This window comes from Streptomyces sp. NPDC045026 (assembly GCF_056432625.1).
Genome location: NZ_JBWKIS010000001.1, coordinates 193,796 through 217,585, shown reverse-complemented (window position 1 = coordinate 217,585; position 23,790 = coordinate 193,796). Strand labels below are relative to the sequence as shown.

The 23,790-nt window shown below is 68.5% G+C and carries 19 protein-coding genes and 2 pseudogenes; 10 read left to right on the top strand and 11 right to left on the bottom strand.

The window, feature by feature from the left end; all coding sequences use genetic code 11:
- Nucleotides 1-140: 140 nt before the first annotated feature.
- From AC07EJ_RS00940 to exaC, 5 genes are all read left to right on the top strand, one after another.
- Nucleotides 141-1,694: an APC family permease gene (locus tag AC07EJ_RS00940; protein WP_389478757.1), complete on the top strand. Its 1,554-nt coding sequence runs from the start codon at nucleotides 141-143 to the stop codon at nucleotides 1,692-1,694.
- A complete protein-coding gene (locus tag AC07EJ_RS00935) occupies nucleotides 1,691-2,722 on the top strand; it encodes an acetamidase/formamidase family protein (protein WP_478883458.1) in 1,032 nt (343 codons plus the stop codon). The genes AC07EJ_RS00940 and AC07EJ_RS00935 overlap by 4 nt, the downstream gene beginning before the upstream one ends.
- 71 nt (nucleotides 2,723-2,793) lie before the next feature.
- On the top strand, nucleotides 2,794-3,390 hold the full coding sequence (locus AC07EJ_RS00930) for an N-acetylmuramoyl-L-alanine amidase (RefSeq protein ID WP_389478755.1): 597 nt from the start codon (nucleotides 2,794-2,796) through the stop codon (nucleotides 3,388-3,390).
- Nucleotides 3,391-3,584: 194 nt separating this feature from the next.
- Nucleotides 3,585-4,883, top strand: coding sequence for a GAF domain-containing protein (locus AC07EJ_RS00925; RefSeq protein WP_478883457.1), 1,299 nt, complete (start codon nucleotides 3,585-3,587; stop codon nucleotides 4,881-4,883).
- A 54-nt stretch (nucleotides 4,884-4,937) separates the two neighbouring features.
- Entirely contained in the window at nucleotides 4,938-6,461 is a 1,524-nt protein-coding gene (exaC, locus tag AC07EJ_RS00920) for an acetaldehyde dehydrogenase ExaC (protein WP_389541881.1), read from the top strand.
- Between the two features lie 356 nt (nucleotides 6,462-6,817).
- On the opposite strand, the gene AC07EJ_RS00915 is transcribed toward exaC, so the two are convergent.
- The 4 genes from AC07EJ_RS00915 to AC07EJ_RS00900 are packed head-to-tail and all read right to left on the bottom strand — an operon-like array spanning nucleotide 6,818 to nucleotide 11,838.
- The gene (locus AC07EJ_RS00915) at nucleotides 6,818-8,296 is read right to left on the bottom strand and encodes an amidase (protein WP_478883456.1); all 1,479 of its coding nucleotides are present in this window, start codon (nucleotides 8,294-8,296) and stop codon (nucleotides 6,818-6,820) included.
- 53 nt (nucleotides 8,297-8,349) lie between these two features.
- A complete protein-coding gene (locus AC07EJ_RS00910; protein WP_478883455.1) occupies nucleotides 8,350-9,297 on the bottom strand; it encodes an alpha/beta hydrolase in 948 nt (315 codons plus the stop codon).
- Nucleotide 9,298: 1 nt separating this feature from the next.
- A complete protein-coding gene (locus tag AC07EJ_RS00905) occupies nucleotides 9,299-10,591 on the bottom strand; it encodes an amidohydrolase (RefSeq protein WP_478883454.1) in 1,293 nt (430 codons plus the stop codon).
- Nucleotides 10,588-11,838, bottom strand: coding sequence for an MFS transporter (locus AC07EJ_RS00900; RefSeq protein WP_330278825.1), 1,251 nt, complete (start codon nucleotides 11,836-11,838; stop codon nucleotides 10,588-10,590). Before AC07EJ_RS00900 ends, AC07EJ_RS00905 begins: the two co-directional genes overlap by 4 nt.
- 74 nt (nucleotides 11,839-11,912) lie before the next feature.
- Between AC07EJ_RS00900 and AC07EJ_RS00895 the strand changes: the two genes are divergently transcribed.
- Nucleotides 11,913-13,004, top strand: a complete 1,092-nt coding sequence (locus AC07EJ_RS00895) for an Lrp/AsnC family transcriptional regulator (protein WP_330278826.1) — start codon at nucleotides 11,913-11,915, stop codon at nucleotides 13,002-13,004.
- Between the two features lie 606 nt (nucleotides 13,005-13,610).
- Here AC07EJ_RS00895 and AC07EJ_RS00890 read toward each other — a convergent pair.
- A complete protein-coding gene (locus AC07EJ_RS00890) occupies nucleotides 13,611-13,934 on the bottom strand; it encodes a hypothetical protein (RefSeq protein ID WP_478883453.1) in 324 nt (107 codons plus the stop codon).
- Between the two features lie 413 nt (nucleotides 13,935-14,347).
- Between AC07EJ_RS00890 and AC07EJ_RS00885 the strand changes: the two genes are divergently transcribed.
- On the top strand, nucleotides 14,348-14,584 hold the full coding sequence (locus AC07EJ_RS00885) for a hypothetical protein (RefSeq protein ID WP_326772227.1): 237 nt from the start codon (nucleotides 14,348-14,350) through the stop codon (nucleotides 14,582-14,584).
- 15 nt (nucleotides 14,585-14,599) lie between these two features.
- Here AC07EJ_RS00885 and AC07EJ_RS00880 read toward each other — a convergent pair whose 3' ends face one another.
- Both AC07EJ_RS00880 and AC07EJ_RS00875 read right to left on the bottom strand, forming a co-directional pair.
- Nucleotides 14,600-14,806 carry a hypothetical protein gene (locus AC07EJ_RS00880; protein ID WP_330278830.1) on the bottom strand — a complete coding sequence of 69 codons (207 nt, stop codon included), beginning with the start codon at nucleotides 14,804-14,806 and terminating at the stop codon, nucleotides 14,600-14,602.
- 91 nt (nucleotides 14,807-14,897) lie between these two features.
- Entirely contained in the window at nucleotides 14,898-16,526 is a 1,629-nt protein-coding gene (locus AC07EJ_RS00875) for a hypothetical protein (protein WP_330278831.1), read from the bottom strand.
- Between the two features lie 60 nt (nucleotides 16,527-16,586).
- On the opposite strand from AC07EJ_RS00875, the gene AC07EJ_RS00870 reads away from it, so the two are divergent.
- On the top strand, nucleotides 16,587-16,883 hold the full coding sequence (locus AC07EJ_RS00870) for a hypothetical protein (RefSeq protein WP_478883669.1): 297 nt from the start codon (nucleotides 16,587-16,589) through the stop codon (nucleotides 16,881-16,883).
- On the opposite strand, the gene AC07EJ_RS00865 is transcribed toward AC07EJ_RS00870, so the two are convergent.
- Nucleotides 16,800-17,144 carry a winged helix-turn-helix domain-containing protein gene (locus tag AC07EJ_RS00865; RefSeq protein WP_478883452.1) on the bottom strand — a complete coding sequence of 115 codons (345 nt, stop codon included), beginning with the start codon at nucleotides 17,142-17,144 and terminating at the stop codon, nucleotides 16,800-16,802. The two genes, AC07EJ_RS00870 and AC07EJ_RS00865, sit on opposite strands and share 84 nt — an antisense overlap.
- A gap of 220 nt (nucleotides 17,145-17,364) precedes the next feature.
- Here AC07EJ_RS00865 and AC07EJ_RS00860 point away from each other — a divergent pair, with 220 nt between their 5' ends.
- Nucleotides 17,365-18,714 carry a cytochrome P450 family protein gene (locus tag AC07EJ_RS00860; protein WP_478883451.1) on the top strand — a complete coding sequence of 450 codons (1,350 nt, stop codon included), beginning with the start codon at nucleotides 17,365-17,367 and terminating at the stop codon, nucleotides 18,712-18,714.
- Between the two features lie 93 nt (nucleotides 18,715-18,807).
- On the opposite strand, the pseudogene AC07EJ_RS00855 reads toward AC07EJ_RS00860, so the two are convergent.
- Nucleotides 18,808-19,031 (bottom strand): annotated as a pseudogene (locus AC07EJ_RS00855) (transposase family protein); the annotation flags it as partial.
- Between the two features lie 137 nt (nucleotides 19,032-19,168).
- The gene (locus tag AC07EJ_RS00850) at nucleotides 19,169-20,881 is read right to left on the bottom strand and encodes a M48 family metalloprotease (protein WP_478883450.1); all 1,713 of its coding nucleotides are present in this window, start codon (nucleotides 20,879-20,881) and stop codon (nucleotides 19,169-19,171) included.
- A gap of 1,322 nt (nucleotides 20,882-22,203) precedes the next feature.
- On the opposite strand from AC07EJ_RS00850, the pseudogene AC07EJ_RS00845 reads away from it, so the two are divergent.
- Nucleotides 22,204-22,954, top strand: a pseudogene (locus AC07EJ_RS00845) (transposase).
- A gap of 29 nt (nucleotides 22,955-22,983) precedes the next feature.
- Here AC07EJ_RS00845 and AC07EJ_RS00840 read toward each other — a convergent pair.
- Nucleotides 22,984-23,772, bottom strand: a complete 789-nt coding sequence (locus AC07EJ_RS00840; RefSeq protein ID WP_478883449.1) for a thioesterase II family protein — start codon at nucleotides 23,770-23,772, stop codon at nucleotides 22,984-22,986.
- Nucleotides 23,773-23,790 lie beyond the last annotated feature (18 nt).

The window sequence follows — 23,790 nt, the reverse complement described above, 5'->3', positions numbered from 1 at the left end:
TCACAACCGGCGAGTTATCCACAGGCGCGCCGCGCCCTCTTCCGCCCCAACCGCCAAGGCCCTTAACGTAATTCACGCGGGACGCCACCGCCTCGGCGCGGTGGCGCACTCACGTGGATCGGGGGATTCAGGTGTCGGGGGTGAGCGATCACAGCGGTCCGGGGCTGCGGCGCGGGGCGATCGGGCTGCGTGAGGTCCTGTTCCAGAGCATTACGGCCATGGCGCCGGCGGCCGCGGTCGCCGCGTCGATCCCGGCGGGTACGGCGTTCGCGGGCGGCAGTCTGCCGCTGTCCGTGCTGATCGCGCTGGTGGCCTGCCTGTTCACGGCGTCGTGCGTGGCGGAGCTGGCCCGCGAACTGCCCGCGGCCGGCTCCGTATCGACGTACGCCGCGCGCGGCCTCCATCCGAGCGTGGGTTTCCTCGTCGGCTGGGGCTATGTGTTCGTGGAGGCCCTTGTGCCTCCTCTGCTCCTTCTGCAACTGGGCTTCACCACCGCCGGGACGCTGCACCAGGAGTGGTCGTCGTACCCCGCGGACCTGTGGTGGCCGTGGTCGCTCGCCGGAGCCGTGATCATCGCCGTGGCGGGCTACTTCGGAGTGCGCGCGTCGGCCCGCTTCGGGACGGTGCTCGGCGCCTTCGAAGTCGTCGTCTTCCTCGCCTTCGCCATCCTGCTGATCTCGAAGGCGGGCAGCGACAACACCCTTTCGGTGTTCGGCACTTCGCACACGGCACCGGGGCACGAGGGCTGGAACGGCGTCTTTGCGGGTTCCGTGTACACGGTGCTGGCGTTCGCCGGGTTCGAGGCGGCGGCACCCCTCGCCGAGGAGACCCGCGACCCGCGGCGCACCATGCACCGGGCGGTCCTCGGGGCGGCCCTGGCGATCGGGCTCTTCTACGTGCTGACGACGTACGCGATGTCGGTGTACTTCGGGCCCGGCAAGTTCGCCACGTTCGGGGCGGAGGGCGCCGCCTCGTGGGAGGGCGTGGCCCGTGCCTCGTTCGGCCTGTTCTGGGTCCTGGTGTTCCTGGCGGTGGTGAACTCGACGATCGCGAACGCCAACGCGTGCGCCACCGTCTCCACGCGCACGGCCTTCGCTCTCGGCCGCATCGGCGTCTTCCCGAGCGGCTTCGCGCGGCTGCACCCGGTGCGCCGCTCCCCCGTCACCGGCGTCGCCGTCCAGTTCGTCGTCGCGGTCGCGGCGATGCTCGGACTCGGTTTCGCCTACGACCCGGTGACGGCGTTCCTGCTCCTGGCGACGGTCATCGTCACGGTCATCATCGGCGTGTACATCGTGGCGAACCTCGCCTGCGCCGGGTACTTCCTGCGCCGCGGCCGCCCCGAGCTGCGCCCTGTGCGCCACCTCGTCCTCCCGTTCCTCGGGATCGTCGCGTTCATACCCGCACTGCTGACGGCCGCGGGCCTGCCGGTCTTCGACTTCGTGTCGAAGCTGACCGCACCGGTGTCCTACGCGGGCCCGGTCGTCGCCGTGTGGATGCTCGCGGGGGTCGTGGTGCTCGCGGTGCTCCTGCGGCGCCATCCGGAGCGTATGGCGGAGACCGGACGCGTCCATCTCGACGACGACGCAACGGATCTCGAAGCGGACCCGGGATCAGACCCAGACCCCGGTTCGGACCCTGAGCCCGGTTCGGACCCTGACGCGCCCACCTCGCAGAGCGGAGCAGCACAGCGATGAACGACCCCCGGATCCTGACCGTGCGGCCCGAACCGGGCGAGTACGCCTACACGTTCGGCGGCGCGCCGCCCGTAGCCAGAATCGCCCCGGGCACCGTCCTCGACCTGTACACGGAGGACTGTTTCGGCGGGCGGGTACGGTCCGAGAAGGACCTGGTGTCGCAGGTGTGCGAGTTCCCGTTCCTCAACCCGCAGACCGGGCCCTTCCACATCGAGGGCGCCGAGCCGGGTGACACGGTCGCGGTGCACTTCGTGTCCGTCGAGCCTGCCCGCGACTGGGCGGCGTCCACGACGGTCCCGCTCTTCGGCGCGCTCACGTCCACCCACACCACGGCCACGCTCCAGCCACCACTGCCCGAGGTCGTGTGGATGTGGCACCTGGACCGGGAGCGGCGCACCGCCCGGTTCACGGCGCACGACAGCGACCTCCAGGTCGAGCTGCCGATGGACCCCATGCACGGAACGGTCGGCGTGGCGCCGGCGAACCTCGAGGTCCGCTCGGCCCTCGTCCCGGACGCGCACGGCGGCAACATGGACTCACCGGAGATGCGCGCGGGCGTCACCTGCTATCTCGGGGTGAATGTCGAGGGCGCACTGCTCAGCCTCGGCGACGGGCACGCGCGGCAGGGCGAGGGCGAGACGTGCGGAGTCGCCGTCGAGTGCGCCATGCGGACCGTCGTGATCGTCGAGCTCCTCAAGGGCGTCGCCACTGCGTGGCCGCGCATCGAGTCCGACACGCACATCATCTCGACAGGGTCGGCGCGGCCCCTGGAGGACGCGTTCCGGATATCCCAACTCGACCTGGTGCGCTGGCTGGAGCGCGACTACGGCTTCAGTGAGCTCGACGCGTACCAGTTCGCCTCGCAGACCGTCGAGTCGCCGCTCGCCAACGTCTGCGACACGAACTACACCTGCGTGGCGAAGCTCCGCAAGGAGTGGCTGCCGGTACGGGAGACGCATCGCGGGCTGCACGCGCACTTGAGGGAGGTCGCCGCGACGCTCCCCCGCCCGAACCACCGCACCTTCTGACGCCCCCCACCCGTTCTCTGTTCGCAGACAAAGCCCTGCCCCACCGCCCCCACCAGAGAGGCAGACCAGTCATGGACCGAAGGCCACTTCCGAGCCGGCGCCGGTTACTCCAGGCCGGCGCCCTCGCCGCCGTGCCCGCAACGCTGCTCCCCGCCGCCCGCGCCTCCGCCCGGGCCGAGGCCGTCGACTATCCGGGCGCCGAGTCCGTCCCGGCCAGTACCTCCAACTACACGGCGTCCAGCCGCCCCACCAGCTATCCCCTGAACTACGTGATCATCCACGTCACCCAGGAGACGTACGCCGACGCCCTGGCCATCTTCCAGAACCCGTCCAAGCAGGTCTCCGCGCACTACGTGGTCCGCTCGTCCGACGGCCACGTCGCGCAGTGCGTCCGCGAGCGCAACATCGCCTGGCACGCCGGGAATTGGGACTACAACACCCGCAGTATCGGCATCGAGCACGAGGGCTGGGTCGACCAGCCGGAGTTCTTCACCGACGCCCTCTACCAGTCGTCCGCCAATCTCACCGCCGCGATCTGCGCCAAGTACAGCATCCCTAGAGACCGCCAGCACATCCTCGGACACTACGAGGTCCCCGGCACGGATCACACCGACCCGGGCCCGTACTGGGACTGGTCCCGCTACATCAGAATGGTCAACTTCGCCTGAGAAGCCGGGAGGAGAAGGCAAGCAGGAGAAGGGAGGCGCCACCAGGAGCGCAGCAGAGCCGGTCTCTCCCAAGGCGCGCACGCACTGTGACGCATCCGTGCGGATCCGTGTCGGGACGCTTGTCCGTATGCGTCCCCGGCGCGACGATGTCCTCACAGCGATGCACCGCCGCATCGCTCGCCGGGGAGGCCGACTTGACCGATCCATGGGTGGCTCTGGAGCCGGGCACCGACCCGTCCGAGCGGGTACGGGTCCTGCGCCGCGCGCACGAGACGTTCACCGCCGCGGGGACCGTGGCCCGGCCGGTGCGCTCCGTGGTGGCCGACTCCTGGCGGCGCTCCGCCGGGGCGCACGTCAGCCCGGACGCGTCGGCTTGCGTGGAGCTGAGCGACGGCGACCTCGGGGCGTTCCGCGCCGAGCATCCGCTGGCGCGGGTCATGCCGCTGTTCCGTGAACTCATGGGCACGTTCGCCCGGGACGGCGAGCATCTGCTCGCCGTCTGCGACGCGCACGGCAGGCTGCTGTGGGTCGAGGGCGACAGGACGACGCGGCAGCGCGCGGGGAAGATGAACTTCGTGCCGGGCGCGCGCTGGTCGGAGACGGCGATGGGGACGAACGCGCCGGGCACGGCGGTTGCGGTCGACCGGCCCGTCCAGGTGTTCGCCGCCGAGCACTTCATCCGGCGCGTCCAACCGTGGACCTGCGCGGCGGCCCCCGTGCACGATCCGCGTTCGGGGCGACTGCTCGGCGCCGTCGACATCACGGGCGGGGACGGGCTCGCCCATCCGCACAGCCTGGCGTTCGTGCAGGCGGTGGCGCGTGCGGCGGAGTCCCAGCTGGCGCTGCTCACGCCACCGTCTTCGGACGAGGCCGGCCTCCGGCTCAGCGCGCTCGGCCGCGACGAGGCGCTCCTCATCACGGGCGCCGGACGCAAGATCCGCCTCAGCCGCCGGCACAGCGAGATCCTCGTCCTGCTGGCCCGCCACCCGGAGGGCCTGACCGGCGACGAACTGCTCTGCGCGCTCTACGAGGACGAGTCGGTGACACCCGTGACCCTGCGGGCCGAACTGGCGCGCCTGCGCCGGACACTCGGCCCCGACATCCTCCGCTCCCGCCCCTACCGCCTGGCCTCCCCCGTCGACTCGGACTTCGGGACGGTCGAGCGGCGCCTGGGGACGGGCGCGGTGACGGCGGCGGCCGCCGTGTTCGGCGGACCACTGCTGCCCGGATCGCAGGCCCCGGCCGTCGTGCGCATACGGCGCAGGCTCACCGACGAGATGCGTGCCGCGCTCATCGCGCGGGGCGACCCCGATCTGCTGGCGGACTGGGCGCACGCTCCGTGGGGCGAGGAGGACCTCGACGTGTGGCTGGCGCTGGCCTCGGTGCGCCCCGCGCCGCCCGTGCTGGCCCGCCTCAGGGAACTCGACGCGGAGCAGGCCGCGCCCGGGACCCCGGCGACGTACGCAACGTATCTGCAACGTCCGCGCGCCTAGCCTCCGTGCGAAAGCTGCCCAACGGCGGGCGGCTCGCACGGGAGGCCAGCCAAGATGACCCTTTACGCAGCGCCCGGTACCAACGGCTCAGTCGTCTCCTACCAGGCCCGCTACGACCACTTCATCGGCGGCGAGTACGTGCCGCCGGCCCTTGGCCAGTATTTCGAGAACCCGAGCCCGGTCAACGGGAAGCCGTTCACCGAGATCGCCCGGGGCACCGAGGCGGACGTGGAGCGCGCCCTCGACGCGGCGCACGCCGCCGCGCCCGCCTGGGGCCGCACCTCACCCACCGCGCGCGCCGACATCCTCCTCAAGATCGCCGACAGGATGGAGGCGAACCTCGAGAAGCTGGCGGTCGCCGAGACCTGGGAGAACGGCAAGCCGGTCCGCGAGACCCTCGCCGCCGACATCCCGCTCGCCATCGACCACTTCCGCTACTTCGCGGGCGCCCTGCGCGCCCAGGAGGGCTCGCTCAGCGAGATCGACGACGACACGATCGCGTACCACTTCCACGAGCCGCTCGGTGTCGTGGCGCAGATCATTCCGTGGAACTTCCCGATCCTGATGGCCACTTGGAAGCTGGCACCGGCCCTCGCGGCGGGCAACGCGGTGGTCCTCAAGCCCGCCGAGCAGACCCCGGCGTCCATCCACTACTGGCTGAGCCTGGTCGCCGACCTGCTGCCGCCGGGCGTCGTGAACGTCGTCAACGGCTTCGGCGTGGAGGCGGGCAAGCCCCTCGCGTCCAGCGCGCGCGTGGCGAAGGTCGCGTTCACCGGCGAGACGACGACGGGCCGGCTGATCATGCAGTACGCGTCCGAGAACATCAAGCCGGTGACCCTCGAACTCGGTGGCAAGTCGCCGAACATCTTCTTCGACGACGTGTGGGCGAAGGACGACGACTTCCGCGACAAGGCCCTGGAGGGCTTCACGATGTTCGCCCTCAACCAGGGCGAGGTCTGCACGTGCCCTTCGCGGGCGCTGATCCAGCAGGGCCACTACAGCGAGTTCCTCGACGCGGCGATCGCGCGCACGGAGGCCATCAAGCCGGGCAACCCGCTCGACACCGACACGATGATCGGCGCCCAGGCGTCCAACGACCAGCTCCAGAAGATCCTCTCCTACCTGGACATCGGCCAGCAGGAGGGCGCGAAAGTCCTGACGGGTGGTCAGCGCATCGAGTACGACGGCGAGTTGGCGGGCGGCTACTACGTCCAGCCCACGATCTTCGAGGGCAACAACCGCATGCGGATCTTCCAGGAGGAGATCTTCGGCCCGGTCGTCTCGGTCGCCTCGTTCGCCGACTACGACGACGCCATCAAGATCGCCAACGACACGCTGTACGGCCTCGGGGCGGGCGTGTGGACCCGGGACATCAACACGGCGTACCGCGCGGGCCGTTCGATCCAGGCGGGCCGCGTCTGGACGAACTGCTACCACGCGTACCCGGCGCATGCGGCGTTCGGCGGATACAAGCAGTCGGGCATCGGCCGCGAGAACCACAAGATGATGCTGGAGCACTACCAGCAGACGAAGAACGTTTTGGTTTCATACAGCCCTAAGAAACTTGGATTCTTCTAGAGCCTCAAGCTGGGTGCCTGGAGGGAGCTTTACCCTTCCAGGCACCCACAGCCCCGCAGCCACTATCCGTGACCATTCAGCAACCTTCCGGACTCATTCGCCGCAAATCTGCGCGCGTCCCGGACCAGCCACGGACCAGCTGGGCCGCTAGGTTGCGTCGCCCTCGGTGAGGCGAGGCATGCGAAGAAGTGCGAGACGACGTCGGGTGACGGGCGTGATCACACGGCAGTGGGCTCTCGGGTGGTCTCGAGGTCGTTGAGCACCGCGAGGACTGGCTTCTCCACATTGTCAGCCCAACGAGCAAGCTCGGAAAGCAGGCTGGAAAGGCTCAGTGCCTGGTCAGGACGGACCCACGATCAATCAGTGGCCGACAGTACGAGAGGCGTCGGCTGGACGCTCGGTCGGTGGTTCGGGGTGTATGCCCAGGTGCGGAGTTGCTCTACGGCCTTGCCGATGCGGAAGACGGTCGGGTCGTCATAGGTGTGGCCGACGATCTGGACGCCGGTCGGAAGGCCCCAACTGGAGTGGCCGCTTGGCACGTTGAGGACGGGGCAGCGGTTGCTGATGTTGAAGGGCAGCGTCATGGCCGCCCACAGCGGCTCGCCGTGGTCCTCGCCGTTCACCACCAGACGCCCCAGGAGATCGTCTCCGGCGGGCAGTCCCGGAACGGCCGTGGTCGGGCAGATCAGGGCGTCGAAGGGGGCAATCGCCTCAGCCAGTTCGCGCTGCAGCCGGGTCTCGACGCGCAGGCCGTCGAGGTAGGTGACCTGCTCACGGGCGACGGCCATGGTATCGGCGAAGGCTGCCGCGTACGGCGACATCCGGTCGCGGTGCTCGGCTTCGATCTCGCGGACGAGGGCGCCGAAGATCGTGGAGAAGTGTGCGGCGGCACTGATGAGGAGGTCGTCCTTGGTCCACGGGAGTTCGATCTCCTCGACGATCGCGCCCGCGTCGGTGAGGGCGCTGGCGACGGCGCGGGTGTTGGCCTCGATCTCCGGGTGGACGTCGTAGGCACCCAGGCGCAGGCACAGGGCGATGCGCATCCCGGCGACCGCGTCGTACTCGGTCGGCAGGACGAGTTTCGGGCGCAGCGACACGTGGTCGCGCGGGTCGGGGCCTGCCAGGACGTTGGCGAAGGTGATGCAGTCGTCGACGGTGCGTGCCATGGGGCCGTCGCCGCGGTAGTGGTCGGCGGACAGCGGTGCGACGCCGGGGATCCGGCCGTACGGGGCCTTGTACCCGACGGTGCCGGTGAAGGCGGCGGGGATGCGGGTCGAGCCGCCGATGTCGGAGGCGGAGGCGAGCAGCGCGGTACCGGCGGCGAGGCAGGCGCCCGCGCCGCCGGACGAGCCGCCGGGGGTGAAGTCGAGGTTCCACGGATTGCGGGTGACGCCCCACAGGCGGCCGTGGGTGAAGGTGGCGATGGAGAACTCGGGGGTGGCGGTGCGGGCGTGGACGATGCCGCCCGCGTCGAGGATCCGGTCGATGACCGGGGCGTTCTCGGTCGCGGTGTTGCCGACGTTGACGAGGGAGCCCTCGGTGAGGGAACGCCCGGCGATGGCGTGCTTCTCCTTGGTGGCGACCGGGATGCCTTCCAGCGGGCGCGGCGTCAGGCCGCCCTTGCCGAGGAAGCGGTCCTCGGCGTGCCGGGCCTGTTGGAGTGCCTCGTCGAAGAGCTGCTCGGTGAAGGCGTTGACGACCGGTTCGGTCTGTTCCGCGCGGGCGATGACCGCGTGCATCAGCTCCACCGGGGAGAGCTGGCCGGCGTCGAAGAGCCGTCGCGCCTCGGTGGCGCTGAGGTAGGCGAGATCGGCACCGGCGTCGTTCGGGTTCATACGGACTTCCTTACGGCTAAAGGGACTTCACGGACGAGGGTGGGTAGGGGCTGTCAGCCGAGCAGTCGTTTGAGCGCGGCGTTGATCCAGGCCGTCGCCTCCCCTGCGGCAGGGCTGAGGTGGTCCATGCCGTAGAAGCCGTGGACGAGGCCGTCGAACCGCCGGTGCGCGACGCCTACGCCGGCGCCCCGCAGCGCTTCGGCGTACGCGTCTCCCTCATCACGCAGCGGGTCGTACTCCGCGGTGGCCACGACGGCCGGAGCGAGCCCGGACAGGTCCTTCGCCCGCAGGGGTGCGACCCGCGGGTCGGCGCCGAACGCGGCGGAGGCAGGATCGGAGGGGCTGACGCCGAGGTACTGCTCGAAGAACCAGTGCAGTTCTGTGGTGGTGAGGAAGTAGCCTTCGCCGTTCTCGGCCCGCGACGGGTAAGCGCCGGACATGTCCGTGCTGGGGTAGACCAGGAGTTGGGCGGCGAGCGACAGTCCGTCGGCGTGGGCCTGCTGTGCGCACACGGCGGAAAGCGTCGCTCCGGCGCTGTCGCCGCCGACGACCAGCCGGGCAGGGTCGCCGCCGAACGCGTCCGCGTGCCGCGCGACCCAGGTCAGGGCGGCGTAAGCGTCCTCGACCGCGGCGGGGAAACGATGCTCGGGCGCGAGCCGGTAGTCGACGCTCACCACGACGGCGTCGAGGTCGCGGCACAGGTTCCGGGCGTGCACGTCGTGTGTGTCGAGGTCGCCGGCCACCCAGCCGCCGCCGTGCAGGTACACCACCGTTGGCACGGGCGTCGTGGCATGCGGCCGGTAGACACGGGCCGGGGCGGAATCCGCCAGCACCGTCGAGGTCACCGTCGCGACCTCGGGCTTTGCGGCCTGGTCGAGGTGGTCGGCGGTCAGCGCCCGCAGCCGGGCTCTGGCCCGTGCAACAGCGTTCTCCCCTGGTTCTGGGGCGCCGAGTTGCTGGAGCCTTCGCAAGAACGCGGCAATGTCCGGGTCCAGAGGCACGTCACTTCTCCTGTCGGTCGCCGGCACACAGCCAGTGGGCGGCCGCCGCGAGCAGCGCCGTCACGCCGGTGTGGATCGTGGGTTCGGGTACGGGGGCGAAGTACGGAGAGTGGTTGGCCGGGACCGTGTCTGGCAGGCCGTCCGTCAGCAAGGTGTCGGGGTCGATGTGCTCGAAGTGGGCCGGGTCGCCGCCCCCGAAGTGCCAGAAGACCGAGGGAACACCGAGCGCCGTGCCGAAGGTGCCGAAGTCCTCGCTGCCGGTGAGGGGTTCGGGAAGGGTGAACACCCGCTCACCGCCCAGGACTTCGGCGATCGCGGTCAGTACGGTGCCGGTGGCCGCGGTGTCGTTGACCGTGACGGAGAAGGCGTTGAGAGCGGTGATTTCGGGCTCCTTGGGCGCGCCGGACGCGGCCGCCTCGGCACGGACGATCCGTTCGACAGCCGCCAGGACCCGCTCCCGTACGACGGGCGTCGTGGAGCGAATGTTGATCCGCAGGTCCGCCGTGTCGGGAATGATGTTCTCCTTGGTGCCCGCGTGCAGCGAACCGACGGTCACCACGGCGGTCTGCGCCGCCCCCACCTCCCGGGAGACGACCGTCTGCAGCCGCATGACGACCGCGGCGGCCATGACGATCGGATCGACGGTCGTCTCAGGCGTGGAGCCGTGTCCGCCGCGGCCGTGAAGGCGGACCCGCAGGCTGTCGGAGGCGGCCATCACCGTGCCCGGGCGGGTGCCGACGAGACCGACGGGGGCCGGGGACACATGCTGGCCGAGGCAGACATCCGCGCGTGGAAAGCGATCCAGGAAGCCGTCCTCGATCATGGCCGGTGCCCCGCCGACCTCCTCCGCCGGCTGGAACACCGCGACGACCGTGCCATGCCATTCCCCACGGGCGGCGGCGAGTTGGGCGGTCACGCCGAGCAGGCAGGTGACGTGCATGTCATGGCCGCAAGCGTGCATGACGGGAACCTTGTTGCCCTCACTGTCGACGCCCATCTCCTGGGAGGCGTACGGCAGTTGCGTCCGCTCCCGCACCGGGAGCCCGTCCATGTCGGCGCGGAGCAGGACCACCGGACCCTCTCCGTTTGCCAGGACCCCGACGACACCGGTGCCGCCGACGCCCTCGGTGACCTCCCAGCCCTGCTCGCGCAGCCGTTCCGCGACGACTCCGGCCGTACGGAACTCCTGGAAGGACAACTCCGGGTGGGCGTGCAGGTCTTCGTAGAGGGCCATCAGGCCGGGCAGCCGCTCCGGGAAGCCGGACAGCAGGCGCGCGATGGGGGCGGCGGTCATGAGTGCTCCTTTGCGGGCGTGGGGAGTTCCGGCGCGCCGGTGACGGTCCGGAAGGTGGCGGCGTCCTGCGGGGTGAGGAGTGTCATCACGGCGGCGATGGCCGCGCCGAGCACCAGGGAGGCGAAGGCCACCTTGAAGGAGAAGGCGTCGGCGAGCACGCCGATGACGGGCGGGGCGACCATCCCGGCCACCTGGCCGCCGAAGACGATCGCGCCACTGCCCACGCCGACGTCCTCGGGCGCGAGGCCGCCCAGCGGCACGGCAAGGATCGGCATGTAGCAGAGGGAGACGGCGGTCGTGGCGAGCGTGCCGAAGACGATGAAACCGATGAGCGACGGCGAGAAGACCATGAACAGCAGCGTGACGGCGGCCACCGTCATGCTGGGCACGATCACCCTGCGGTGGTGGCCGCCGAGACGGTCCGCGAGCCGCCCGCCGACGACGATCGCGCCGGTCGCGGCGAGACCGGGAATCGCCACGAGGGCGCCGGTCGAGGCGAGCGAGACGCCGTACTCCTCGCTGACGTAGGACGGGATCCAGGTGCTGAGACCCCAGACGATCACGCTGTAGCCGAACATCATGGCGCTGAACCGCCAGATCACGCCTTGACGCAGGACGCCGCCCGCGCGCCGCCGGGCGACGCGGGTCTCCGGCTCCGTCGGCGGCAGCGGCGCGGGGAGCCATACCCGTATCGCCACCAGGACGAACACGCCGAGGGCCGCCGTCGAGTAGAACGCCGAGCGCCACCCGAAAGCGGCGATCAGAGGCGCGACGAGGAGCGGGGTGAGGACCCCGGCGAGGGCGTTCGAGCTCATGATCACGCCGTTGGCGCCCATGCGCTGGGCCGGTGTGGTCCGCTCGACGAGGACCTTCATCGAGGCGGGCGGGAAGACGCCCTCGGCCGCGCCGAACGCGAACCGCATGAGCAGCAGGACGGCGAACGACCAGGCGAAGCCGGTCAGCGCGGTGAACACCGACCAGGACAGCAGGGCCCAGAGCATGATCCGCTGGGCACCGTACCGGTCGGCGAGCAGGCCGCCGGGGATTTGGCACAGGGCGTAGGCGAGGAAGAACGCCGAGACGATCAGGCCCTGTTCCCCGCGGCCCACGTCGAACTCGTCGCCGATGGAGGGCAGGGCCAGGTTGATGACGAGCCGGTCGGCGTAGTCGACCAGCCAGGCGGTGAACAGCAGCACGATCGTGATCCGGACGGTTCTGCGGACGGGCTGAGGGGGCGGAGCAGACACGCGGCACTCCTTCGACTCCGGGCGGCCGAAGCCGGGGTTGGGCATTGGCCGGAAGTGCCCCTACGATCCGGTCCGTGACAGGAATCCCTGGAGAATTGCAGGAAAACATCTCGGGAGGAGCCACAGTCCCTGATTCCCGCGGGACCGGCGGGGCTGCTCCGTTCTCCGAGTTGGACCTGGCCCTCGTCGACGCGCTCCAGGCCGCTCCCCGGGCACCGTGGTCCCGAATCGGCCGGGCCCTCGGCGTGGACGCGACCACGGCGGCCCGCCGCTGGGAACGGCTGCGCGCGGGCGGTCTGGCCTGGGTCAGCGCGTACGACTCCGCGAAGGCGACGACCGTCGCCTACGTCGAGGTCAGGTGCCGGCCCCGGGCCGTGGAATCCGCCGGCGCCGCCCTGGCCGACATGCCCTGGGTCTTCAGCGTCGACGAGACGGCCGGCGAATTCGATCTCCTCGCGTCGGTCGTCGCCGCCGACCTGCCCTCCCTCGGCCGCTCGGTGCACAGCCTGATCGGCGGCCTGAGAGGCGTACGGTCCACCCGCACACGCCTCGGCATCACCCTGTACAGCGAAGGCGGCGACTGGCGCATGCGGGCCATGGAACCGTCCGGTGACGCGGAACTCTCCGCTCCGCGCACCTCGCACCCGGTCGCGTACAGCGCCCACATGCACCACCGGCCGCCGCCCGAGGACCAGGCCCTCCTGGAAGCCCTCGGCCGTGACGGACGCCTCGGCTACACCGACCTGGGCACCGCGACCGGCATGAGCGAACACACCGCCCGCCGCCGGCTCCAGCGGATGATCCGGGACCGGGACATCACCTTCCGCTGCGACCTCGCCCACCCCCTCGCCGGGCTGTCGACCGTCGTGCTCTACCGCACCGCGGTCCCGCACACCCACCTCGAAGCCACGGGCAACGCGCTGGGCCGACGGGAAGAGGTCCGCCTGGCCGTGTCCGTCAGCGGCTCCGACAACCTCCTCGTCATGGTCTGGCTGCGCGGCCTGCACGCCATCGACCCCTTCGAGGCGCACCTCGCGGATCGCTTCCCGCACCTGAAGGTCAGCGACCGCACCGTTTTCCTCCACTCCCGCAAACGCATGGGCCGCCTCCTCGACACCACCGGCCGCGCCGTCGGGCACGTCCCCTTCTCCTTGCCGCAGGTCTGACCCCGGCACGTGCCACGCCTCGCGCTCTCGCCGGCCTGCCTGGCGAGAGCCGTTCGCGTCAGTGCGCGCCGTACGGCGACGGGAAGCGCCGGTTGCGCGTGTCGCACACGACCCATGATCGCCTTCATGAGCCTCTTCCTCGTCGCGGCTCCGGATGGTTATGTTCGGAGTTCTGGTGAGCTACTCGGCACAGAAACTCGGGTTTTTCCAGAACCTCAAGTCGGTTGCCTGGAGCCCCGTTGCGCTCCAGGCAACCCGACACGGGGAACCACCTTCCGCGATCAACAAGGTGCCTCACGTCACCATCCGGCCTCGAAATGACTCGCTCCCGGACCAGCCGCGGACCGAACCTGTCGGTGAGCGCGCACACCAGCCTGAAAAGGCCGTGCGTTTGGGTTCGGACCAGCGGGCGAGGCGCCCACGACTTCACGGTCGATGTCGCCTACCGACCCACGTGGGAGAACAAGGTAGTGCGCCTCACACCACTCGTGACGACGGACCCGGACGATCAACAACCAAATCCGAGGCCCGTCCTTGGCGACGCCCGATTTCGTGGCGGCGCCGATCCGGGGCCTAGCTCGTACGTGATGCGCCGGACGCGGGCCTTCAGGTCCTTCTCCAGTCCTCGGGCAGCTCCCACGCGAAGTGGACGCACGTCGGCAACCCGACGTCGTCGAGCTCGCAGTCCTCGGGCCACAACGGGAAGTGGAACCCCGGGTCGTGGGTGCGCAGCAGGGCCCAGCGGTTCGACGGCTCCCACGCCAGCGTGTACACCCCGTCACCGGAGCGGACGGCGCCACGCTCGGCCTGCTGCATGCGCAGCGCCAGCAGTTCCTTGTCCGCCCACTCCTCCAGCCGCTGCCGCGCCTCGGCCGCGACCTTCGCCTCCGACGCGGCGTCGTCGTCCTGGGCGTGCTCGGTACCGGGCACGATGACGGTCTGCTCGGCGCCGAGAAGGCAGCCGATACCATCGCGTCGATCAGCTTCACGGGATCGCCCAACTCGCGGCACCCCCAGGCATCTTCGTTGCCCGTGGCTGCCGCACCGAGGTGCCCGGCATGATTCCTGTAGTAGGCCGTGGCCGTCTTGTACGCGGCCGGCCGGCGCAGATCCTCGTCCGGCGCCCACGACTGGGCGAGCCCGGAGAGCGGGCCACCTGGGTGATGCGGATTCGCCTCTCCGTCCAGTAGTTGAGCCACGACCAGGCGTCGATCAGCACGTCGCGGATGCGCACCAGCAGCCTCCGGGGGCGGACGGGCCCCCGCGCCGCAGATCAAGAGCATGGGCTTGAACCGACATCTCTCGCCAAGGTGATTTGAAGGTGTTCAAATATCTGCGCACGGATGACCTCGAAGCTCTTGCATGCGTCGAGGCAGGGACAGTTGGGGGAAGCTGTGGCCTCGGGCGCTGGCTACGTCGTCTTGGCGGCGTACATGTTGTACCTGGCACTCATGACGCCGTTCTGCATTCTGATCGGGGTGAAGGTGTCCGCCAGAATGGGCTGGCTGTTCTCGGCGGGCTTGATCTTCTTGCCCCTAGCCCTGCTGTTCAGCTTCGTGATCGCCGGCGTCACCGCCTAGGGCTCGGCCCAGTCACTACGGCGTGATGCCCTCCGGCGCGCTCACGCAGCCGTCGACGAACGGCTCTTTCCCGTCGTCGCCGAGGTCGTCCTGCCGACGCTCGACGTCCCACCGCTCCTCGCGGTCCTCCCGGCTCGGATGCCGTGCCTCCACGACACCTGCCGCTCTGCGCTGCTTGAGCAGCTCGCTCGGCGGAGAACTCCGCCATCCGCGTGAGCGCACACGGAGCCTTCTGCCCTGGACAGGACGGGTTCCCGGACCGTGGGCAGCCGGGAAACAGCCCGCCCACCCCCAAGGCTTCCTGATCAAGAGTTCACGGACAGGTTCTGGCGTCCCACGCGACCGGAACTTCGGGTGCAGGGAGAGCTCCCCCGTCTGCACGCGTCCTGATCAGCCGCCCCTCCACCGTGCCGATCACCAGGTCCCCGTCCGGACCTGCGCTCAGGCAAGTCGGTGTGTAGAGGTGCCCGCTGAGGGTGAGCGCCCTCCGCCGTACCACCGTGCCTTCCTCTGCTCGCAGCGTGAGCAGCTCGCAGGCCCCGGCTCCGGTCACGGCGTGGACGAGACCGCCGTGCACGTCGACCCCGGTCACCCGCGCGTCGAAACGGTGGACCCAGGCCACAGCACCGTCCGGGTAAGCGCGACGTACGAGGTAGGTGCCGTCGCGCGCCGTGCACGTGTGGACAAGCCCCTGTCCGGCGTCGTCGTCGACGTATGCGGCGGGACCGCCGCGCAGGTGAGGGCCGAGTGCCTCGTGCCAGGCGAGCGGGAACAACTTCTCGACCCCGTTGGGGTCGGCCCGCACGACCCACTTCTCCAACAGTTCCGTCCTTACCTCCCCGCCGCCGACGCCGTAGAGGAAAAGCAGATGGGGCGAACGTCGCACGGTGAAGTCGTAGGAACTGTCGCTCTCCCCCAATGCCAGGGTGGCCAGCTGTCGCCCGGACGGCGTGAGCACGACGCTGTCGTACGGCGGCCAGCGCGGCCCGGGGAACAGCTCCCGTGAGTCCCTGGCCACCCAGGCACCATCCGTGCGCGCAGCGATGGCAACCGGAAAGTCGAGGCGGCTCTCGGCGAGTTGGGCACCGTCGGTGAGGGCGAACCGGCACAGCAGTGTGCGCCGGTCGCTGCTGTCGCCCACCAGGACGGTGATCCACGCGCTCTCCTCGTCCGGGGTGACGTACACCCGACAGCCGTTGCGTTGCCGCTGGCTGTCAGGCACCGGCACCGACCACTGCGGAGTACCGTCCGGCGACCAGCACTCCAGTAGGACCCCGCTCTGCGCCGCAGCAAGAATCCGGCCGTCCCGCAGCACCTCCACGACGGCCACCCCCGGCCGCCGGGCCCAGGCGCGGCCACGCTCGGCGGCGATGCCGGCAAGGTACCGCTGAGGTTGGTCGATGTCCGGTCCTTTGATGCCGCTCCAGTCGACCTCCACCGGCACCTGCGGCGAGGAGACCAGCGCGGCGAGCACGTCGGCGGTAACGTCCTGCCAATCGGGGCGCTCGACGACAGATCGCGTGTACGTCACCCGGCCCAGGTCTTCGTAGTCGACAACCGGCCGAGCGAACGTCACCTCCAGGCGGCACGCATCCCGCCAGCGCAGGGCGCTGACACCTGCCCCGGCGACGGCCACGTCAGTGCGGCGCCGCGTCTCCGGCTCGTACAGGAGCAACCCGCCCCGCAGTTCGAACTCGTCGCCCTCCTCCGTCCCCACGGCGAGCACGGGCAAGGCCGGATGGAAGGCGAGCCCTTCGATGCCCTGCTCCAGCACAATCTGGTCCCACAAAGCGAGATCGCTCGTCCGGTAGACCGCGATCCGGCCACCGTCGCCGCGTCCGCTCGCGTAACAACTGACGGCGATCCAGCGGCCGTCCGCACTCACGTCGGTCGTGAAAGGGTGGCCGATCTCGGGGAACGGGTCGTCGGGTATCAGACGCATCGCAGGAGCGTATCGGCCGACGAACCCTGGTGAGCGGTCCAGTCGCTGCCACTGTCCCCTATGAGCTGGACCTTAGAGGAGATGACCGCCTGCGCCTCCCGCGACATTCTCGTCATCCCGGGCGATGTCCTCGGCCGGGCCTGCCGGGCCGGCCTGCTCCCCATGGAGCCGTCAGCCCATCTGGTCCTCGGCGGACAGGCAATCCAGCCAAGATCCGGACCGGGCGTGGACCAACTAGACTTCCCATCAAGCGATATCGCCCGTTACCGCAGGTCAGGCGCCAAAGAGGCCCTGTACCGCAAGGAGACGAAGAACCTGCTGGTGAGCTACTCGGCGCAGAAGCTCGGCTTCTTCTAGAGGCCCGAGAAGAGGCGCCTGAACTGGGTTCTTACCCGTCAGGCGCCTTTTACTCGACCCACTCAGATCAGGCCCGGTTACGGAACCGCCGACCGTCCGCCGGACCATAACCGCACGCCTTGTGCCGGTCAGTGCGCTCGCGTATGTCCCAGATGCCGCGGTCCACGGGCCCGATCGGGCGGCACCACTGGGTGCGATCCCCAACTTCTGGGCCAGATACCGATTCGTACACCGACCGTCCTGCCGCAGAAGCCGCAGCAACGCCGAATCATGTTCGCCTATATTCCTTCAAACCTCACAACTGCCAAATTATATTCGGTAATAGCGCCCCAGCTCTGACGATATTGCTAGCCTGACCGCAGCAAACCCGCTGATCCGCTGGTGATTCGCTTCCCCTGCCGCGTACTCCGAGCGGAGTCAAGGAGTGGAATTACGTCGAGCGTCGCGGTCGCCATCATCGCTCCCGCAGGTCTTCGTCGGCGTGTCCATCATCACCGGTGTGGCGCCGCTTGGATCGGTCGAGCGCCGAACTGCCATTGAGGCAAGGGCGGTTATCAACCGGACACGGGTCGGCAACTGTGACCGAGGTGCTACTAGTGAGGTCGTCGCAATGATGAATGCAAGAGGGGAAACGACAACCGCGACCGAGCGGCTGGACGATTCCTTTTTCCAGGATCCTCAGGGCTTGTTTGCGCGGCTGCGCTCCTCCGCGCCGGTGACCCCGGTCATCACGTCCGAGGGCGTCCGGGTATGGCTCGTCACCCGGTACGAGGACGTGCGCGCCGCCTTGGCCGACCCACGGGTGGCCAAGGACTGGGTGACACACATGACTCCCGAAGACTTCGACATCAACGTGGACCCCGTTCAGGCATATCTCGACCAGCACATGCTCAACCTCGATCCGCCGGACCACACCCGGCTGCGCCGCCTGGTGGTGAAGGCGTTCACTCCGCGCCGGGTGGCCGCCCTACGGCCGCGGATCTCGGCCGTCACCGACGAGTTGCTGGACGCGATGACTGATGGCCCCACCGAGACGGAACTGATCGAGGCGTTCGCGTTCCCGCTCTCGGTGACCGTGATCTGCGAGCTGATCGGCATCCCGGTCGGCGACCGGGAGTCGTTCCGCACATGGTCGGAGACGCTGCTTTCCTCCCAGGGGACGCGCAAGGAATCTCGCGCGGCCGCCGTCGCCATGTACGAATACTTCACGCGCCTGGTCGCGGAGCGCCGCCGGGAACCGGCGGACGACCTGCTCTCGGCTCTCATCGCGGCCCGCGACTCGGGCGACTCGCTGTCGGAGCACGAGTTGCTCTCGATGATGTTCCTGCTGCTCGTCGCCGGGCACGAGACGATGCTGAACCTGATCACCAACGGAGTGCTGGCGCTGCTGACCCATCCGGCCGAACTGAAACGGCTGCGCGACGATCCCTCGCTGCTGCCTTCAGCAGTAGAGGAACTGCTGCGGTACGCGAACCCGCTGAACCACGCGACCGAGCGGTTCACGCTCGAGCCGGTGACCATCGGCGACGTCACCATCCCCGCCAAAGAATGGGTCATGCTCGCATCGGCGTCGGCGAACTGGGATCCGTCCCGGTTCCCCGACGCCGACCGGCTGGACTTGGGGCGGGACATATCGGGTCACATGGGGTTCGGGCATGGGATCCACTACTGCCTCGGTGCGCCACTGGCGCGGCTGGAGGGCGAGATCGCGTTCGGGTCGCTGCTGTCCCGATTCCCCGAGCTGAAGCTGGCGACCCCCGAGACCTCACTGCGGTGGAGGCCCTCCAGCCTCATCCATGGGCTGGAGGGCCTCCGCATCCGGCTGAGTTAGGCCGGCCCCCGCATCTTGTGCCGCGCTTCTACGGCTGATGCTCCCGATATCCGGCGTATCAGCCGTCGAAGCGCCTTTGTTCCGTGAGCGTTTTCAGCGTTGCCTCTCCAGGGTGAGGACGGCTTTGGTGATGACGGTCATGCGGTTGGGGCTGATGCGGGATCTGCAGAAGATCTACCAGGACTTCAGCCGTGCCATGCCGCGTTCGACCGGTGCCCTCGCCGCGGCCAGGGCCCGGTTGACGGCGCGTTGGGTGGGGGTGAGTGCACCACCCGGTGGCGTTTGAGTCCGGTGGTGACGCAGAGGCCGGCGCCCTGGTCCGAGGAGCCTTCACAACCACCAACAAGCCTCTAGGTCGGCCGCCCGTCTCTCGGTCGGCCTACGGCAGTTCGGGCGGCAAAGACGACAGGCCCGGGGCGCCGCTGGCACTGCCGGGGGCGTACGCCGGTGTCCCTCAAGATCCGAGCACGCGCCTGTTGGTCACCGTGACCGAAAGTGGCGGAGGGTGAGCGTGACGGCCGAGGCTAGGCCGCCAAGTACGACTCCGAGGGGCATGACGGCACCATAGAAGACAGCCGCCCTCGCCTCGTCCTGGACGGGCCACCCAAAACCCCATTCGCAAATCTTGAACTCCATGAGGGGGGGTGATGCCGAGGCTCAAGGAACTTGAGGTGGCAACAGCCAGAGATTGATGCCAGCGCGAACAAGTGTAGTCACTATAGGGGTCGCGCGTCTCGTTCGTCATAGCAACTGCCGCGACCATCTGGGCCAGTACCAGGATGCCGAAGCCCACTGGGGCATCGATGGGATTGACGTCTGCGGCAATAAAAACAAGGGGCATCACCAGGAAGCCAGCAAGCCACCCCAGCCCTATTCCGAAAAATATACCGAAAGATACCGGCCTGAACAACTCGACTTGACTGCGGGGGACCTGCTTCCAACCCCTCCTTTTCTGTCTAATTACCTGCCCTGTGAGAGGCAGGGCGACAGCGATCAACAGCAGCGAAATGGTCGCGGGAGAAGGGGTCAGGAAAAAGGCCAGTAGGTTGAAGAAGAGTTCCGTGCCGCCCAGTAATCCACCCTTATTGGAAACCGGCGCATACAGCGAGAACTGCAGTGCCTTCAGGAGGGTATACAGGCCAAGGGAAACCGGGATGGTCGCTACGCTCAGCACTGCCCAGAACACTGTCTTCGCCGAGCGTCCGGCCTGCGTGGCCATCACCTCGGCCCATGAGGAGGTGACCGTGCTGAGCCAGCGCCGTGCCACCCATGCCGCCAGGCACATGAAAGGAATCCAGAGGAGGAATGAGCCCAAAGCCGAGACGCCGACAAAAAAGACCGCTGTGGCAACGTCGGGTTGCAGCAAACTTGCGCTCAGGGCCAGGCCCATCCCCAGGCAGAGGCCAGCCGTCCTGCTGACTCTCTCCCGTGACAAAGGATCTTCACTGCCGTCGATATTCGCCCATGCCGCCAACCCTAGGGCAAGGGTGACAAGGACCGCCGCCACGGCGATCCCGACTAGGTCGGATATGAATGGTGAACTGCCGACGAATTGGCGCAGTTCGTAGCGCACCATCATGGCCATCAGGCCAACTGCAATCCACTCCCATGCGCTCGTCACTGCCAGCAGTCGGTCATTGAGCAGTACGGCTTGGCGTCGGATCGGTGACGGATGGATGCGTAGTGCCTCCGGGTACCGTCTGCGCCTTTTCGGAAAATACGCGGCAAGCATGGCGTCGATGGATGATGCATTCCCAGCCCATTGCTTGGCTCGTGCGTCCGCGAACAGTTCGCGGCTTCGTAGTACAGAATTACGAAGTAGTGGCACGCTGACAGCAAGGGTAAGCAGCATAGCGGCAGAGACAAGCCCGAGGGCATAGACGGCGGGGCTTGTCGCGCTCCAATTCAGCGGTTGGAGGGCGGCGCTCGGGACCATCACCGCCAGCAGAGGCAAGGTGATTCGCCACGCAACGATGGTGAGAAAACCGATGTCAAGATCCCGATTGCGGATGTGCGCCAGTTCGTGCGTGACCACCGAACGGAAGTCTCCAGGATTGCGATTCGCCAGCAACACAAGGCCTTGGGAGAGCGCGACGTACCGGCGCCCCGGCCGCCCGAAGGCGAGGGCCGAGCAGCGTGCATCCAGCGGATCGAGTAGATAGGTCACGTGAGCGTCGAGGTCTGTACTGTGCTGGCATTCTGTCAGCGCCGTAAGTAATTCTGCTCCGTGTGAGAGAGATACTGAACTTTCCGGGTGGTCCCTATCTGTTGTTGGTGTGCTTCTGGGGGCAACCAGCCCGATTTCCTCGTATCGGCGACGCCGGATACGCCAGGTGGGTAGGCACCAGGTGATGGTGACCACCGCGCTCCAGAACACCAAGAGCCCGATCCAGGGCGGCCACGCCTCGAGACTCTTGGAGCCGTACGGGCTCGCGCACTGTCTTCTGTGAGCTGGCCACTGTCCGGTTACGCGTCGCGTCTCAACCAGGTCGTGCATCCGCCGACTTGTGCAGTCCATGTAGGCCCCGATAGCCGTTCGGTCTACGCGTTCCAGTGCTAGCCCCACGTTATTGGCGATGATCATCACGATCATCGAGGCAGCGGCACAGAGGAGGATGAACCGAAGGCCCGTGCCCGAGGTCATCGCTAGAGTGAAACGTCGCCGTGATTCCACCGGCTGGTCAGTTTTACCCAACGCCACGCTCGTCGGCTCCGCCAGCGGTACGGTCCGCAGCCTCTGGTGCCTGTGTCGTGGCAGCGCGGGTAACGAGTTCGGCGACGATGCCGTCGGCGATCAAGTCCGACTGTTCCTCCGTAAGCCCCAGCCGGCGGGCCCTACGGCCCGCGATCGTCCGGACCGTGGCCAACTCTTCAGGACTTGGCACCCACGCCGCTACTTCTGCCGGGGACGGGCGACCTCGCCGGAATAGCCGGCCTAGCCATCCCCGTACGCGGCCGGTCAGAGTAGTGGCAGCTGCGTCGGCGCAGCGCTGGAGGACGGAGTCGGCCAGCTTGGAGACGACGTACAGCACCGCCAAGCTGAGCATGGTGGTCACACCATCAGTGCCGATGCCGAGCGGCTCGTTCCGTCGTGCAGCCCGGCGCACTTGGCGCCCTGACGCGGCGTGGAACGACCGTGCCACAGAAGAAAATTGCGGTATCTCGTCTTTGGCGATGCGCAGGACCACGCTACGGGCCAACTCATCTGCGCCGGACGTATCCCGCCCGGCTCGCGCCACCCATGTCATCGACTTCTGCCCCGTCCCCCCACACACCGTCGGCCCTCACCGACGGCTGTCGTCACACCTGTCGCGAGGGTAGCGCGGACGCATCCTGCCGGCGCCGTCATCACATGAATAACTGAGCTTTGTCAACGAGGCCACCGATCGGGTGACGCCGGAGAGGCCGAGTTGAGGGCCGCAACGCACAAGGCTCCCGTGCCGTTGGGAGAGGTGTTCGAAGTCTCAATCCGTCGGCACAGGAGCCCAGTTGGTTCCCTATCCTGCCGCACTCGACCTCCCTCATGCCCTCGTCGAGTGGGTCACGATGCTCATCGTCAACCGTGAGGGTGACCGCAGGTGCAAGCTCCCGCCGCACCAGCGGGCACTCGTCGCTCTCGTGTACTTACGCCGCCACGACACCCTCACCCGGATCGCGTCCGGTTTCGGGATATCCGTCGGCACCGCCCACGCCGTACATCACCGCCGTGACCAGCCTGCTCGCCGAACGGGCCCCGGGCCTGCTCAAGACTCTGCGCGAGAGTGACCCGGAGTTCGTCCTCCTGGACGGGACACTCGCCGAGTGCGACCGCGTCGGCGACAGTCTGGCCGACTACTCGGCCAAGCACCGCCGACACGGCGTGAACGTCCAGGTCGTCACCGACCCCACCGGTGAGGTCCTGTGGATCTCGCCCGCGCTGCCGGGCCGCACCCACGACCTCACCGCAGCCCGCACCCACCGCATCATCCGGATCTGCGAACGCCAGGGCGTCCCGATCCTCGCCGACCGCGCCTACCAGGGCGCCGGCCTCTGCGTCACCACCGGACTCAAACGCCCACCGGGTGGTGCACTCACCCCCACCCAACGCACCGTCAACCGGGCCCTGGCCGCGGCGAGGGCACCGGTCGAACGCGGCATGGCACGGCTGAAGTCCTGGCAGATCTTCTGCAGATCCCGCATCAGCCCCAACCGCATGACCGTCATCACCAAAGCCGTCCTCACTCTGGAGAGGCAACGCTGAAAACGCTCCGTGATCCTGTTTCTCCGCGACTACTGCACCCGGCTGGACTCCAGCAGCGTCTTCCTGATGACCGCGGCCACACCGTCAGGTGCGACGTGATGGTAGAAGTGCCCGCCGTCGAAAACCTCGAGTTGGAAGTCGGCCGACGTCAGGCTCTCCCACGCACTGAGCCTTTCCAGACTGACGCCGGGGTCACGGCGACCGCCCAGTGCTGTGACCGGGACCGGCACCCGCAGTGACGAACTCTGGCGCGGGACATAGGTTTCCCAGACCGTCAGGTCCGCGCGGAGCAAGGGAAGCAGCAGCTCCACCAGCTCCGGCTGGGCGAGAACCTCCGGGGAGGTCCCTTCCAGTTCCGCGACAGCCGCGAGCAGGTCGACGTCCGTCTTTTCGTGCAGCAACGGCCCCGCAAAGGGCAGATGTGGCCCACCGAGGCCCGAGACGAACACGTGGCGCGGAGGCTTGCCGAGCTCGGACAGCACATGGGCCAGTTCATAGCAGAGCAGGGCTCCCATGCTGTGCCCGAACAACGCGAAGTCTCGCCCCGCGCGCCTCGCCAAGGGACCGGTCAGCTCGGTGACGAGCTCTGCGGCCGAAAGGCGTGCCGGTTCCCTGTGGCGACTCTCCCGTCCTGGCAACTGCACGGGTATCGCCTCGATACCCGGAGCCAGCGATTCCGGCCAGTCCCGGTAGGCCGACGCACCTGCACCCGCGTGAGGCAGGCAGAACAACTGGATCGGGTTCGCGTCAAGTGTCGGCGCAGGAGCGGATGCCGGCCTGCACGGAGGAAACCACGCCTCCTCGGTCACCCCCGTCATGGACTCCCCTCCTTGATC

Coding starts and splice junctions, on each gene's coding strand:
- AC07EJ_RS00935 (WP_478883458.1), top strand. CDS start 1,691: ATGAACGACCCCCGGATCCTGACCGTGCGGCCCGAACCGGGCGAGTAC.
- AC07EJ_RS00930 (WP_389478755.1), top strand. CDS start 2,794: ATGGACCGAAGGCCACTTCCGAGCCGGCGCCGGTTACTCCAGGCCGGC.
- exaC (WP_389541881.1), top strand. CDS start 4,938: ATGACCCTTTACGCAGCGCCCGGTACCAACGGCTCAGTCGTCTCCTAC.
- AC07EJ_RS00915 (WP_478883456.1), bottom strand. CDS start 8,296: ATGAACCCGAACGACGCCGGTGCCGATCTCGCCTACCTCAGCGCCACC.
- AC07EJ_RS00905 (WP_478883454.1), bottom strand. CDS start 10,591: ATGACCGCCGCCCCCATCGCGCGCCTGCTGTCCGGCTTCCCGGAGCGG.
- AC07EJ_RS00885 (WP_326772227.1), top strand. CDS start 14,348: ATGACCTCGAAGCTCTTGCATGCGTCGAGGCAGGGACAGTTGGGGGAA.
- AC07EJ_RS00875 (WP_330278831.1), bottom strand. CDS start 16,526: ATGCGTCTGATACCCGACGACCCGTTCCCCGAGATCGGCCACCCTTTC.
- AC07EJ_RS00870 (WP_478883669.1), top strand. CDS start 16,587: ATGAGCTGGACCTTAGAGGAGATGACCGCCTGCGCCTCCCGCGACATT.
- AC07EJ_RS00840 (WP_478883449.1), bottom strand. CDS start 23,772: ATGACGGGGGTGACCGAGGAGGCGTGGTTTCCTCCGTGCAGGCCGGCA.